Annotated in this window: 13 protein-coding genes; 2 read left to right on the top strand and 11 right to left on the bottom strand. The window is 70.0% G+C overall.

Annotated elements, in window-relative coordinates; all coding sequences use genetic code 11:
• Nucleotides 1–330, top strand: a 330-nt coding sequence (locus tag A5700_RS10285; protein WP_156671173.1) for an MMPL family transporter, incomplete at its 5' end; no start/stop codon positions are given.
• Here the strand turns inward: A5700_RS10285 and A5700_RS10280 are convergent.
• From A5700_RS10280 to A5700_RS10235, 10 genes are all read right to left on the bottom strand, one after another.
• Nucleotides 327–1,160 carry a DegV family protein gene (locus A5700_RS10280; RefSeq protein ID WP_068073240.1) on the bottom strand — a complete coding sequence of 278 codons (834 nt, stop codon included), beginning with the start codon at nucleotides 1,158–1,160 and terminating at the stop codon, nucleotides 327–329. The genes A5700_RS10285 and A5700_RS10280 overlap by 4 nt on opposite strands.
• Nucleotides 1,161–1,164: 4 nt before the next feature.
• Complete coding sequence (octT, locus tag A5700_RS10275; RefSeq protein ID WP_068073242.1) at nucleotides 1,165–2,013, bottom strand: diglucosylglycerate octanoyltransferase; 849 nt, start codon at nucleotides 2,011–2,013, stop codon at nucleotides 1,165–1,167.
• Nucleotides 2,003–2,674, bottom strand: coding sequence for a glucosyl-3-phosphoglycerate phosphatase (gpgP, locus tag A5700_RS10270; protein ID WP_068073244.1), 672 nt, complete (start codon nucleotides 2,672–2,674; stop codon nucleotides 2,003–2,005). Before gpgP ends, octT begins: the two co-directional genes overlap by 11 nt.
• Nucleotides 2,671–3,069 (bottom strand): ribosome silencing factor, encoded by a 399-nt coding sequence (gene rsfS, locus A5700_RS10265; protein WP_068073246.1) that lies wholly within the window; start codon nucleotides 3,067–3,069, stop codon nucleotides 2,671–2,673. Before rsfS ends, gpgP begins: the two co-directional genes overlap by 4 nt.
• The gene (gene nadD, locus A5700_RS10260; RefSeq protein WP_082959907.1) at nucleotides 3,066–3,695 is read right to left on the bottom strand and encodes a nicotinate-nucleotide adenylyltransferase; all 630 of its coding nucleotides are present in this window, start codon (nucleotides 3,693–3,695) and stop codon (nucleotides 3,066–3,068) included. Before nadD ends, rsfS begins: the two co-directional genes overlap by 4 nt.
• A 55-nt stretch (nucleotides 3,696–3,750) precedes the next feature.
• Nucleotides 3,751–5,199 (bottom strand): VWA domain-containing protein, encoded by a 1,449-nt coding sequence (locus A5700_RS10255; RefSeq protein WP_068073248.1) that lies wholly within the window; start codon nucleotides 5,197–5,199, stop codon nucleotides 3,751–3,753.
• A gap of 9 nt (nucleotides 5,200–5,208) precedes the next feature.
• A complete protein-coding gene (locus A5700_RS10250) occupies nucleotides 5,209–6,084 on the bottom strand; it encodes a MoxR family ATPase (RefSeq protein ID WP_068073249.1) in 876 nt (291 codons plus the stop codon).
• Between the two features lie 27 nt (nucleotides 6,085–6,111).
• Nucleotides 6,112–7,371 (bottom strand): glutamate-5-semialdehyde dehydrogenase, encoded by a 1,260-nt coding sequence (locus A5700_RS10245; RefSeq protein WP_068204705.1) that lies wholly within the window; start codon nucleotides 7,369–7,371, stop codon nucleotides 6,112–6,114.
• 171 nt (nucleotides 7,372–7,542) lie between these two features.
• Complete coding sequence (locus tag A5700_RS10240; RefSeq protein ID WP_068073253.1) at nucleotides 7,543–8,946, bottom strand: mechanosensitive ion channel domain-containing protein; 1,404 nt, start codon at nucleotides 8,944–8,946, stop codon at nucleotides 7,543–7,545.
• On the bottom strand, nucleotides 8,946–11,150 hold the full coding sequence (locus tag A5700_RS10235; RefSeq protein WP_068073256.1) for an adenylate/guanylate cyclase domain-containing protein: 2,205 nt from the start codon (nucleotides 11,148–11,150) through the stop codon (nucleotides 8,946–8,948). Before A5700_RS10235 ends, A5700_RS10240 begins: the two co-directional genes overlap by 1 nt.
• A 137-nt stretch (nucleotides 11,151–11,287) precedes the next feature.
• On the opposite strand from A5700_RS10235, the gene A5700_RS10230 reads away from it, so the two are divergent.
• Nucleotides 11,288–12,166, top strand: a complete 879-nt coding sequence (locus A5700_RS10230; RefSeq protein WP_068204702.1) for a PfkB family carbohydrate kinase — start codon at nucleotides 11,288–11,290, stop codon at nucleotides 12,164–12,166.
• Here the strand turns inward: A5700_RS10230 and A5700_RS10225 are convergent.
• Complete coding sequence (locus tag A5700_RS10225) at nucleotides 12,163–12,984, bottom strand: GntR family transcriptional regulator (protein ID WP_231973889.1); 822 nt, start codon at nucleotides 12,982–12,984, stop codon at nucleotides 12,163–12,165. The genes A5700_RS10230 and A5700_RS10225 overlap by 4 nt on opposite strands.
• Between the last annotated feature and the right edge of the window lie 35 nt (nucleotides 12,985–13,019).

Below are 13,019 nucleotides of genomic sequence, written 5' to 3'. Positions count from 1 at the left end.
TTCAAGGAGGAGATCCACGCCGGGCTCAAGACCGGGACGATCCGCTCGATGGGCGGCACCGGCGGAGTGGTTACCGCCGCGGGTCTGGTGTTCGCGTTCACCATGGCGTCCATGCTGGGCAGTGATCTGAAGGTGCTGGGCCAGTTCGGCTCGACCGTCTGCATCGGCCTGCTGCTGGACACGCTGGTGGTGCGCACCCTGTTGATGCCGTCGATCGCCACCCTGCTGGGCCGGTGGTTCTGGTGGCCGCAGGTGGTGCACCCGCGCGGGGACAACGCCCGCCGGCCGGCGTCGGCACCGGCGCCGACGCCGGTGGCCGCCCCGGTCTAACCCGGCGGCAGCTGCACGCACACCGCGACTGCGCCGGCGCCGACGTGCAATGCCAGCACCGGGCCCAGCGGCGTGATGATCGGCTGCGCGCAGGCCGGCAGGCGTCGGCGCAGCGCGGCGGCGACGGCGTGGGCGCCGTCGGGGTTGTTGACGTGATGCACCGCCAGCTCGGCCGCCCCGTCGCCCACCGCCTCGCACACTCGGTCGATCATCGTCTCGGTCGCGTGGCCGACGGTGCGGACCCGTTGCGCCAGAACGAGTTTGCCGTCGTCGATGCGCAGCAACGGCTTGAGCGCCAAGGCGGTGCCCAGCCACGCCGCGGCCCCGCCGATCCGCCCGCTGCGGCGCAGGTTGTCCAACCGGTGCACCACGATGAAGGCGTGGCCGCGCGTCACCGCCGCTTCGGCCGCCGCCGCGACGGCGGCCACGTCGGCCCCGGCCGCGGCGGCACGGGCGGCGGCGAGCGCGACGAAGCCGGTGCCCATGGCGGCCGAGCGCGAGTCGACGATCCGCACGCTGGGGTCCAGGTCCGCCGCGGTGCGTTCGGCGGCCCGGCAGGTGCCCGACAACGCTGACGAAATGTGCACGGCCACAACGCCGTCGCCGCCGCTGTCGGCGAGCGCACGCTGGTAGGCGTCGGCCAGTTCCGCGGGCGTGGCCGCCGCGGTGGTGGCTTCGAGCTGATAGATGTCGTCGGGGATGTCGTCCACGCCGTCGCGCAAATCCGCACCGTCGAGCAGGATGTGCAGCGGGACGACGCGGATCCCCCACTCGGCGGTCAGGTCGGCCGGCAGCCGCGCCGACGCGTCGGTCACCACGATGACGGGCATGGCGCTAGTGCGGCTTCTCGGTCGCCACGCCGTCTGCATTGCGCGGCTCCTCAGCATCGCGCTTCGCGCTCTGCATCGTCGCCACGCCGTCTGCATTGCGCGGCTCCTCAGCATCGCGCTTCGCGCTCTGCATCGTCGCCACGCCGGCTTCCGCGAGCGCCTTGAGCATCAGTTCCGCCACCGCCCGGTGCGCTTCGAAATTCCAATGGATGCCGTCGGGATTGCCGTGGCCGCTGAGGATCTGCTCGGCGACGGCGGCCTTCAAATCCACCAGCGGCACCCCCCGGGCACGAGCCCACTCGCTGATCGCGGCCGCGGTGGCGGCCCGGCCGTGGTGGGCCCTGCCGTAGGTGTCGGCGATGTGCACCGACGGCAGCGCCGCGACCACCGGGATGCCGGGCCGGTTGAAATCGATTGCGGCGCGGGTCTGTTCGAGGTAGTCGGCGCTCAGATGCGCCGGTAGGGCGGAGCGGGCCACCGGCGAGAGTCGGGGCTGCAGCCAGCCGTATCCGTCGCGCACCCACCGACGCAGCCACGGTGGCCGCACGTAGCGGATCAACTCGCGCAGCGCGGTGGGCAGCACCGAGGGCAGCGAATCCATGCCGCCGGTGGCGAAGACGACCGCGCCCGCCCGCGGCAGCGCCGCCCAGGCCCGCGGGTCCTGCGTCGCCGCCCACCAAACGTCGCGGCAGGTCCAGCCGATTCGACCGATCAGTTCGACATCCCAATCAAGTTGCGCGGCAACGATATTCGGCCAAATCCTGGGGTCGTCGGCGGGCAGGCCACCGGTCGGGCCGTAGTAGGCCAGCGAATCGGCGAAGATCAGCAACGTGGGCCGGCGCTCACAGGACATCGTTGGACACCTGAGCCGAGGCGTTCCACACGTCCAGGCGCCACCGGATGGCGGTCGGGTCAGCGCCGTCGCGGGAGTACCCCGACAGCTGCACCCAGCTGGCGTTGCCCATGCCGCCCAGCACCGGCCAGTTGTCGACGGGAAGCCGCAGCAGCGCGGCCGACAGCGCGGCGATCAAGCCGCCGTGCGCCACCAACACCACCGGCCGGTCGGCGTGCGTCGGGTCGCCCCATTCCGGTTCGGAGGCAATAAGTTCGGTGACCACGGGCAGGCTCCGGGCCGCGACGTCGACCCTGCTCTCACCGCCGTGCGGCGCCCAGGTCGCGTCGTCGCGCCAGGCCAGCCGGGCCCCCGGCGCCTGCGCGTCGACGTCGGTGTGGGTCAGGCCCTGCCAGTCGCCCAGGTGGGTTTCGCGCAGCCGTTCGTCGCGCAACACCGGCAGGCCGGTGCGCTCACCCAACCGGAGCGCGGTGTCGTAGGCGCGGTGCAGGTCCGAGGACACGATCCGCAGCGGGTGCAACTTTCCCAGGACCTCGGCGGCGGCGATCGCCTGCGCCCGGCCCAGCTCGCTGAGCTCGGTGTCCAGCTGCCCCTGCATGCGGTTGCCGGCGTTGTATTCGGTCTGCCCGTGCCGCAGCATGACCAGGCGACGGGTCGTCATTGCGGGTCCGCTGATTCGTCGGTGTCCCCGGGGTCGTCGATCAACTCCACCGGCACCACCGGGCAGTCGCTCCAAAGCCGGTCCAGCGCATAGAAATTGCGGTCTTCCTGATGCTGCACGTGCACGACGATGTCGCGGTAGTCCAGCAGCGTCCAGCGGCCCTCGCGGGCGCCCTCGCGGCGCGCCGGCTTGTATCCGGCCCGACGCATCTTCTCCTCGACCTCGTCGACGATGGCGTTGACCTGCCGCTCGTTGGAGGCCGAGGCGATGACGAAGCAGTCGGTGATGACCAGCTGGCCGGAGACGTCGATGACGACGACGTCGTCGGCCAGCTTCGACGCGGCCGCGCTGGCGGCCACGGTCGCCATGGCGATGGCCTCCTCGTTCGCGCTCACGACACCTCCCCCACGGGTTTGCGGTACAGCCGGCGCTTGGACACGTACTGCACCACGCCGTCGGGCATCAGGTACCACAGCGGCCGCCTCTCCTCGGCGCGGCGGCGGCAATCGGTCGACGAGATTGCCAGCGCCGGGATCTCGACGAGCGTCAGCGCACCGTCGGCCAGCTCGCCGAGCACGCCGGTGATGTGTTCGCGGCGCAGCTCGTAACCGGGCCGGCTCACCCCGATGAAGCGGGCCAAATCGAAGACCTCCTCAAAGCCTTGCCACGAGAGTATGGAAGCCAGGGCGTCGGCGCCGGTGATGAAGTAGAGCTCGGAGTCCGGGTTGGCGATGTGCAGGTCGCGCAGCGTGTCGCGGGTGTAGGTGGGCCCGGCGCGGTCGATGTCGACCCGGCTCACCGAGAAGCGGGGATTGGACGCGGTGGCGATCACGGTCATCAGGTAGCGGTCCTCGGCGGCGGAGACGTCGCGGTCCTTCTGCCAGGGTTGACCGCTGGGCACGAAGACGACTTCGTCGAGATCGAACAGGTCGGCGACCTCGCTGGCAGCCACCAAGTGGCCGTAATGGATCGGGTCGAACGTCCCGCCCATCACGCCCAGCCTGCGGAGCTGCTTTTGCACGATGTGCCAGCTTACTGGAGCCGCGCCGGTCCGCCGGTTTCGCTCGGGCGGACCCTCAGACCGGGAGCAGCTGGTCGATCACGCCGGCGAGTTGCTTGGCCGACCGGCACTCGTGCATCGCGATGACCTCCTGATACCGCGGGACCGCCGAGTCACCGCTGCCCCACAGGTGCTTGGGCTCCGGGTTCAACCAGTGCGCGTGCCGGCTGGAGGTCACCATGTGCGCCAGCAATCCGGTCTCGGGGTTGCGGTAGTTGGTGCGGCCGTCGCCGAGCACCAGCAGCGAGCTGCGGGGCGACAGCACGTTGGGGAACGCCTGCACGAACGACGCGAACGCGTTGCCGTAGTCGGAATGCCCGTCGCGGCTGTAGACGCCGGCCTCGCGGGTGATCCGTTGGATGGCCACGGCGAGGTCGGCGTCCGGCCCGAACATGTGGGTGACCTCGTCGGTGGTGTCGATGAACGCGAACACCCGCACGCGGGAGAACTGCTGGCGCAGCGCGTGCACCAGTAGCAAGGTGAAGTGGCTGAATCCCGCGACCGAGCCGGACACGTCGCAGAGCACCACCAGCTCGGGGCGCGCCGGGCGCGGCTTGGCCAGCACCACGTCGATCGGGACCCCGCCCGTGGACATCGACTTGCGCAGCGTCTTGCGCAGGTCGATGGTGCCGGACCGGGTGCGCCGCCGGCGCGCCGCCAGCCGGGTCGCCAGCGTCCGGGCCAGCGGCGCCACCACGCGCCGCATCTGGCGCAGCTGATCGCCCGAGGCGCGCAGGAATTCGACGTTCTCCGACAGCTGCGGGATGCCGTACATCTGGACGTGGTCGCGGCCCAACTGCTCGGCGGTACGCCGTTTGGTTTCGGCGTCGACCATCTTGCGCAGCTGCGAAATGCGTTGCGCGGCCATCGCTTTGGCAATCTGTTCCTGGCTGGGCGTCGGCTCGTCACCGTACGGCGCCAGCAGGCCCGCCAGCAGTTTGCCCTCCAACTCGTCGAGCGCCATCGCCTTGAGCGCCTGATACGACGAGAACGACGGCCCGCGGCTGGAGCTGTACTTGCCGTAGGCCTCGACGATCCGCGCGATCATGGCGACCAGCCGCTCGTCCATGTCGGCGAGGTCGGGGTTCTGGGTCAGCAGGTCCGCCAACATCTGGCGCATCGCTTCGACGTCGTCGGGTGGCAACGCGGTGTCGTCCGGCGTCGCGTCCGCCTCGTCGCCGAGCACCACCGCGCGCGTCCCCAGCGCGGCCGGGAACCATAGGTCGAACATGGCGTCATAGGTCTCGCGGTGGTCGGGGCGGCGCAGGACCGCGCAGGCGATGCCCTCGCGCAGCACCTCGCGGTCGCTCAAGCCGAGGGTGGCCATCACCCGACCGGCGTCCACGGTCTCCGATGGTCCCACCGAAATCCCAACCCCGCGAAGGGCTTCCACGAAACCCACCAGGTGGCCGGGCAGCCCGTGCGGGGCGAGCGGCCGCGCGGGTCGAATACGACGGGGGGCCATGGCTGCCTCCTAGTTCAACCGGAGCTCGCCGGTCGCGCGCTGCTGGTCGGATTGATGCTTAAGCACCACACCCAGCGTGGCGGCGACGACGGCGTCGTCGATGGTGTCCAGGCCCAAGGCGAGCAGTGTGCGGCCCCAGTCGATGGTCTCGGCGACCGACGGCACTTTCTTCAGCTGCATGCCGCGCAGGACGCCCACGATGCGCACCAGCTCCTGCGCCAGGTGCTCGGGCAGCTCCGGAACGCGGGAGAGCAGGATGCGCCGCTCCAGGTCGGGCGAGGGAAAGTCGATGTGCAGGAACAAGCATCGGCGCTTGAGCGCCTCGGAGAGCTCCCGAGTGGCGTTGGAGGTCAGCACGACGAACGGGGTGCGTTCGGCGGTGATGGTGCCCAATTCGGGCACGGTGACGGCGAAGTCGGACAGCACCTCGAGCAGCAGGCCCTCGATCTCGATGTCGGCCTTGTCCGTCTCGTCGATCAGCAACACGGTCGGCTCGGTGCGCCGGATCGCGGTCAGTAGCGGGCGCTGCAGCAGGAACTCCTCGCTGAAGACGTCGTCCTTGGTCGCGTCCCAGTCCTCCGATCCCGCCTGGATGCGCAGGATCTGCTTGGCGTGGTTCCACTCGTAGAGGGCGCGGGCCTCGTCGACGCCCTCGTAGCACTGCAGGCGGACCAGCCCGGAACCGGTGGCCTGGGCGACGGCGCGGGCCAGCTCGGTCTTGCCGACCCCGGCGGGGCCCTCGACAAGCAGCGGCTTGCCCAGCCGGTCGGCCAGGAACACCGCCGTCGCGGTGGCGGTGTCGGGCAGGTAACCGGTTTCGGCCAACCGCCGGGACACGTCGTCGATGTCGGCGAACAGCGGCTTGGACCGGGCGGGCAGGCTCACAGTGGCTTCTCCTAGGGCACGGGTGGGTCAGGCCGGACGAATTTGCCCGTCTCCCCAGGCAATCCATTTGGTCGAGGTCAGTTCGGGCAGCCCCATGGGGCCGCGGGCGTGCAGCTTCTGCGTCGAGATGCCGATTTCGGCGCCGAAACCGAATTGCTCGCCGTCGGTGAATGCCGTCGAGGCGTTCACCATGACCGCGGCGGCGTCCACGGCGTCGGTAAACCGTTGCGCCGCAGCCATATTGCTGGTCACGATGGCCTCGGTGTGCCCGGTGCCGTATTCGTTGATGTGGGCGATCGCGGCGTCGATGCCGTCGACTACCGCCACCGCGATGTCCATCGACAGGTACTCGCGGCGCAGATCGTCCTCGTCGGCGTCGCTGCGCGTCCCGCCGTGCACGGTCACGCCCGCGTCCTGAAGGGCCGTCACCAACCGCGGCAGCGCCGTATCGGCGATAGCGGCGTCCACCAGCAACGTCTCGGCGGCGTTGCAGACGCTGGGCCGGCGCGTCTTGGAGTTCAACAGGATGCGTTCGGCCACTTCCAGATCGGCGCCCTCGTGCACGTAGACGTGACAGTTGCCGACGCCGGTCTCGATGGTGGGCACCTGCGCGTCGCGCACCACCGCGTTGATCAGGCTCGCTCCCCCGCGCGGGATCACCACGTCGACCAGCCCACGGGCCTGAATCAGGTGCGTCACGGTGGACCGGTCGGCGACCGAGAGCAGCTGCACCGCGTCGGCCGGCAGGTCCTCGCTGACCAGTGAGGCCCGCAGCACCTGCACCAGCGCCTGGTTGGACCGCTCGGCCGAGGAACTGCCGCGCAACAGCACGGCATTGCCGGACTTGAGCGCCAAGCCGAACGCGTCGACCGTGACGTTGGGCCGGCCCTCGTAGATGATCCCGACCACGCCGAGCGGCACCCGCTGCTCCCGCAGGTGCAGGCCGTTCGGCAGAGTGTAGCCGCGCAGCACCTCCCCGACCGGGTCGGGCAGCCCGGCCACCTGGCGCAGGCCGGCGGCGATGCCCTCGACCCGCTTCGGGTTCAGCGCCAGCCGGTCGAGCATCGCCGCGGCGGTGCCCGCGGCGCGGGCGGCGTCCAGGTCCTCGGCGTTGGCCGACAGGATCAGGTCGGTGTGGGCCGAGACCGCATCGGCGGCGGAACGCAGCGCCTGGTCCTTAGCGACCGTCGGCAGTAGGGCCAGCACGCGGGACGCGACCCGGGCGCGGCGGGCGGCATTGTGCACCTCCTGACGTAAGTCAGGCAGCGGTGGTGCTTGCAGACTCATTGAACCAGGGTAACGGGCGGCGAGCCGCCGGGTGCGGCGGCCCGAACGGCGGCGATCGCCGCTCGCCCCATGGCGGCGACCCGCATCGCCCGGCTCCGCCGCCCTCGCGATCGCCGCTCGCCCCACGGCGGCGACCCGCATCGCCCGGCTCCGCCGCCCTCGCGATCGCTGCTAGCCCACCCGCTCGTCGCGGCGCGCGCTGCGCACCTTGCTGCGACGCTCCTCGATGATCTTGCCGAAGTTCTGCAACAGCACCGGCGCACGCGACACCAGGTGCTCGATGTGCTCGCGGTCGATCTCCAGCGCGGTGACCTCTTCCAAGGCGTAGGCGCTGGCCAGGTTGGGCTGCCGGGTCAGCGCGGTCAGGCCCAGGAACGACCCCTCGACCAGCGTGCTGATCGGCACCAACGTCCCGTCGTCGGCCGTCGTGGTCAGTTGCACGCGCCCGCGCACCAGAAACGTCATGGTCGCCGGCACCTGGCCGGCGTACTCGACGACTTCGTCGGCACCGTAGCGCACCATCCGCGCGGCCGACCGCAACGACCGCTGCTCCTCGGCCCCGATGCGCAACGCGGGCGCCACCACGGTGTGCAGCGCGTGCTCGACGCGCTCGGGCGTCGAGAAGTCGTCGTCGGCGTCGTCGAGGCGCAACCGTTCCCGCCGCGCGGCGTACCAGGTCCAGCGCAGAAACGTTGCCTTGGCCGCGCCCGCGTCACCCGGCGAGTCGAGTCCGATGGTGGTGCGGTACTCGCCGCCCCCCAGCGGCACCGACCGCGGGACGCTGCCCGGCTTGAGCTGCGGCAGCGCCTGCGCGACGCGGGTCAGCAGCGCGCAGACGCGGTCCGGCGGATCGACGCTGGAGAACGTCGTCGTCACCGCCAGCTTGTGCGCGCCGGGCGGGCGGCTCAGGTTGGTGAACGCGGTGCTGGCGAGCATCGAGTTCGGCATGACCCGGATGCCGCTGCCCGTGTCCAGGTGCACCGAGCGCCAATTCACCTCGACGACGCGCCCCCGCGCGGTCCCGGTGTCCAGCCACTCGTCGATCCGGAAGGGCTGCTCGAACAACATGAACAGGCCGGACACGATCTGGCCGACCGAGTTCTGCAGCATCAGGCCGATCACGACCGAGGTGATGCCCAGCGCGGTGAAGATGCCGCCGATCCGCACACCCCAGATGTACGACGACATGATCGCCAGGCCGACGCCAATCACGCCCAGCCGAGCGACATCCAGGAAGATCGTGGGAAGTCGCTTGCGCCAACTCTTTTCGGGCGCGCCCTCGAAGACCGTGGCATTCAGACCGGACAGCACCAGCACCAACACCAGCAGCCCGAACACGGTCGTCAGGACACGGACCGGCGCGTTGCCCGCGGGGACCTGCGAGGCCTGCACCAAGAGCAACAACAACGCGCCCAACGGCAGCAGGAAGTTGCGCAGCAGGCCGACCTGCCGGGCCAAGCTGCTGCCCCTGCGCAGCAGCGCGTCGTGCAGCTCGGTGAGCGCGATCATCCCGATCGGCAGGCCGATCGCGATGCCGATCGCCCAGTAGAACCACGAGGAGTTGAAAAGATTCATCAACGTTCCAGCAGTCGATAGATTGCCTGGTCGGTGCCGCCCACCGAGATGCTGCCCGCCGGAGTGAAGTGCCGGACATCGCGCAGCGCCTCGTACACCTGCGAACTGACGTAGATTCCGGGTTGCGGTGCGCCGCTGTGCATTTGGTAGGCCAGGCTGACCGCCCCGCCCCACATGTCGTAGACCAGCCCGGAGCGGCCGACCAGGCCGCTGACCACGTTGCCGGTGTTGACGCCGACCCGAGAACCCAGCTGGTGATGGGATTGGCTGTTGAAGCGGTCGATGATGCGGCCGATCTGGAGAGCGAAGTCGACGGCGCGGTGGATGCTGTCCAGCCGGGGGGTGACCACGCCACAGCTGGCCAGATACCCGTTGTGGAAGGTGCGGATCCGTTCCACACCAAGGGAGTCAGCCGCCGAATCGAATTGCCGGAACAGCTCGTCGACGGTCGCGACCAGCTCGTCCTCGGGCAGGTAGTTGGAGAGCTCGTCGAGCCCTACGATGTCGGCGTAGATGATGGCGACGTCCTGATGTTTCTCGGCGATGGTCTCCTCACCCTCGCGATAGCGTTGCAACACCGATTCGGGCATCAGCGCCAGCATCAGACGTTCGTTCTCGCGGCGCTGCTCGTTGAGCAACTCCTCTTTGATCGCCAGGCTTCGACTCATCTCGTTGAAGGCCGCTGTCAGATCGCCGATTTCGTCGCGTCGCCGAACCGGGAGGTTGATTTCGTAGTCACCGGAGCTGATCTTGCGGGTGCCCTCCTCAAGGCGCCGGACGGGCCGCACCGCGGCCTGCGCGACCAACATCGAGGCCACACAGATGGCAAAGATCATCGCCGCGACGGCGATCACCAGCGTCTTGCTGAACCTGCCGAGCCGCGCGAAGGCGTCAGAGTTGTCACGGGTCGCGAGGATCGACCAGTGCAGGTTGGAATTCGGGATCTGCACCGGCGCATAGGCTTCCAGCTCACGATTACCCATGTAGTCGATGGCGCTGACCACCCCGGTCTCGCCGCGTTGCGCGGCCCGCAGTCCCGCCGTGTCCACCGGTTGCACCAGCGTCGTGCCACCCAGCCGGATCGCGCGGTCCACCACGTCCGGCGGCGTGCCCGCGTCGATCGCCGCGCGCCGGTACCCCTGCGGGTCCTCGATGAAATCTCGCGAGTCCGAGCGCATCAGGTCGTCGGGACCCGCCAGGTAGGTTTCCGTGGCGGGGCCCATGCCGGCCGCCTCCCAGTGCTTGTCGGCGGTCATGATCTTGTTGATCTTCGCGACCGGCACCGGCAGGGCCATGACGCCCTCGAACTTGCCGTTCATGCCCACCGGCGACACCACCCACGCCGTCGGGGTGTCGAGCTGCGGTTGGTACTGCTGGAAGTCGGTGATCCAGACGAAGTCGACGTCGTTGGACGCCAACGCCTTCTGATAGGCCTCCCGCAGTTTCGACTCGCGGTAGGGGCCGGTGAGGATGTTGGTGCCCAGATCGGGGCCCTTCATGACGCTGTAAACGACGTTGCCCTGCATGTCGAGCAGCAGCGCGTCGCGGTAGTCGAACCGGCTGACGATGCCGCGCATGTAGAAGTCGAAGCGCGCGTTGGCCGCCGACCACGCGCTGCCGTCGCCGGCATCCGGCGGGGGCGGCGATTCAGGCGTGGGCCGGGGCGCCGCGGTGTAGTAGGCCTGAACGTACTTCTGAGCGTTGGAGTTCGGCAGCACCGCCCTGATGTCGATGGTGTCACCGGAGATGCGCTTGATCGGCTTGATCATGTCGTCGTCGTAATAGTTGACCAACGCCTGCTGCTGGGCCGGGGTGATGGTGGCGTTGGCCAGTTGCGCGAAGTCCGCGCTGAGCGCCGTCGTCGCCTCGTTGATGCTGAACCCGCCGCTCCAGACGATCAGCGAGTTCGACACCTCCCGGAACAGCGCCTGCACCGCCCGCTTCTGCGATTCCCGTAACTCGATCAACCGCTCGGACTCCACCTGCCGCAACGCATTTCGCCCCGATACCGCCCCGATGAGTCCGATGACCGCCACACCCAGGATGCTCGACAGCAACATCATGACGAGGATCTTGGACTGCAGACCGAACCGGAAGCGGCTCAGCACCGGCGGGCGGGCCCGCCTGACGGTCCGCCGCGTCGCACCGGTCGGGGGGCTGTCGTCGGCGGCGTGACCGGCGTCCGTCAACTCGCTCGTGGTCAAGCGCGTCCCCTTCGGTCGGATCGTGATGTCTGCGTCGGCATCGCTCAGGCAGCACAATATCGCGCGGACCTCAAGAAATGGGCGTTTGCGGGGATCCGTCGGGCGGCCGGAACCGGGTCCCGGCTACCGTCGGCCCCATGGCCGGTGTCTGTGTGGTGGGCAGCGTCAACCTCGACCTGTCGTTGGCCGTCGACGCCCTGCCCCGCCCGGGTGAGACGGTGCTGGCGTCGTCGCTGAGCTCCGCGCCCGGCGGCAAGGGCGGCAATCAGGCGGTGGCGGCGGCGCGCGCGGGCGCCCGGGTGCAGTTCGTCGGGGCCGTCGGCGACGACGCGGCCGCCGCGCGGTTGCGCACTCACCTGGAATCTAACGGCGTCGGCCTGGACGGGACCGTCACGCTCGCGGGGCCGAGCGGGACGCCGATCGTCGTCGTCGATGCCGACGCCGAGAACACCATCGTGGTCGCGCCGGGCGCGAACGCGCGCCTGACGCTGACCGACGACACCGCCCGCGCCGTCGTCTCCGGCTGCGACGTGCTGTTGACCCAGCTGGAAATTCCGGTGCCCACCGCGGCCGCGGCGGCGCGCCACGCCCGGTCGGCGGGGGCCGTGGTCATGGTCAACGCCTCGCCGGCCGGACAGGACCCTGCGGCGCTGCGCGAGCTGGCGGGTTTCGCGGACGTCGTGGTGACGAACGAGGACGAAGCCGACGAATGGCCTTGGCGCTGCGACCATTTCGTCGTGACCCTGGGATCACGAGGAGCCCGTTACTCGGGCGCCGACGGTGACTACACCGTGCCCGCGCCCGCGGTGACGGCGGTGGACACCACCGGGGCGGGCGACGTGTTCGCCGGGGTGTTGGCCGCGAACTGGCCGCCACGTCCCGGCTCTGCGGAGGGCCGGCGCCGCGCGGTCGGCCGCGCCTGCGCCGCGGGCGCGCTGGCCACGCTGGTCCGCGGCGCCGGTGATTGCGCACCCGCGGCCGGCGCGATCGAGGCGGCACTGGCCGAGAGGCGTTAGCCGCCACGCCCGCCGACGTCGTGCGCGATGCGCAGGCCGTCGCCGGTCTCCATCTCCTCGGCCGTCTGGCTCAACAGGATGCGGCTGCGGCTCGGCGAGAGCAGGGCCGACACATAGTGGTGTGGCGCGCCGCCGACGAAGGCCAGGCGGTTGGTCCGCAACAGCGCCGCGCCGATCGTGATGTCCAGGAGCTGGGCGTAGCGCGGGCCCGCGATCTCGGCGGTGATCTCGTGGCGCATCCCGTCCACCTCGATTCCGGCGCCGGAGAGCAGCTCGTAGAGCGGGGCGGCGCGCAGCGCCGACTCGGTCAGTACGGGCGCCAGGTCCTTCGGCAGCCACGCGTCGGTCACCAGCAACGGCTCGCCCGTCCTGCGCTGCCGGCGCACCCGTACGAGCTGCAGCAGTTCCGCCGACGTCCCGAGCGCCTCGGCCACCGGCCGTGGCGGGTACCGGATGTCGCGTTCGGTCACCTCGACCGCGGTCTCGAACTGGGTTTGTTGCAATCCCTGTAGGTAGGACCGTCCTACTCCGATGCCCTCGTCCGCCGGATCATGTTCTCGCACAAAGGATCCCACACCGTGGCGTCGCTCAATGTAACCCTGCTCGGCCAGGTCCGCCAGCGCCCGGCGCACGGTGATGCGCGAAACCCCGAACTGATCGCACAGCGTCTGCTCGGAGGGCAATGCCTCCCCGGGGGCCAGCACGCCGCGATCGATCTCGTCGTGCAGCACCAGGAACAGCTGCCGGTGCAGCGGCACGCCGGCGCCCACGGAGACCCGTTTACCGCCGTACTGCCGCACGGTGACCCATGTTTCCACACGGCCGCCCTTGCGCCGCTCGAACAGTTGTTATA

It is taken from the genome of Mycobacterium sp. E1214 (assembly GCF_001666755.1).
GTDB lineage: Bacteria > Actinomycetota > Actinomycetes > Mycobacteriales > Mycobacteriaceae > Mycobacterium.
Note: the sequence above shows the minus strand (reverse complement) of the source record. Positions and strands in the feature narration are given on the sequence as shown.

Bases quoted from the DNA above. Each gene is read 5' to 3' on its own strand.
- A5700_RS10255 (WP_068073248.1), bottom strand. From the start codon at position 5,199: ATGGCCCCCCGTCGTATTCGACCCGCGCGGCCGCTCGCCCCGCACGGG.
- gpgP (WP_068073244.1), bottom strand. From the start codon at position 2,674: ATGACGACCCGTCGCCTGGTCATGCTGCGGCACGGGCAGACCGAATAC.
- A5700_RS10230 (WP_068204702.1), top strand. From the start codon at position 11,288: ATGGCCGGTGTCTGTGTGGTGGGCAGCGTCAACCTCGACCTGTCGTTG.
- A5700_RS10245 (WP_068204705.1), bottom strand. From the start codon at position 7,371: ATGAGTCTGCAAGCACCACCGCTGCCTGACTTACGTCAGGAGGTGCAC.
- octT (WP_068073242.1), bottom strand. From the start codon at position 2,013: ATGTCCTGTGAGCGCCGGCCCACGTTGCTGATCTTCGCCGATTCGCTG.
- A5700_RS10280 (WP_068073240.1), bottom strand. From the start codon at position 1,160: ATGCCCGTCATCGTGGTGACCGACGCGTCGGCGCGGCTGCCGGCCGAC.
- A5700_RS10240 (WP_068073253.1), bottom strand. From the start codon at position 8,946: ATGAATCTTTTCAACTCCTCGTGGTTCTACTGGGCGATCGGCATCGCG.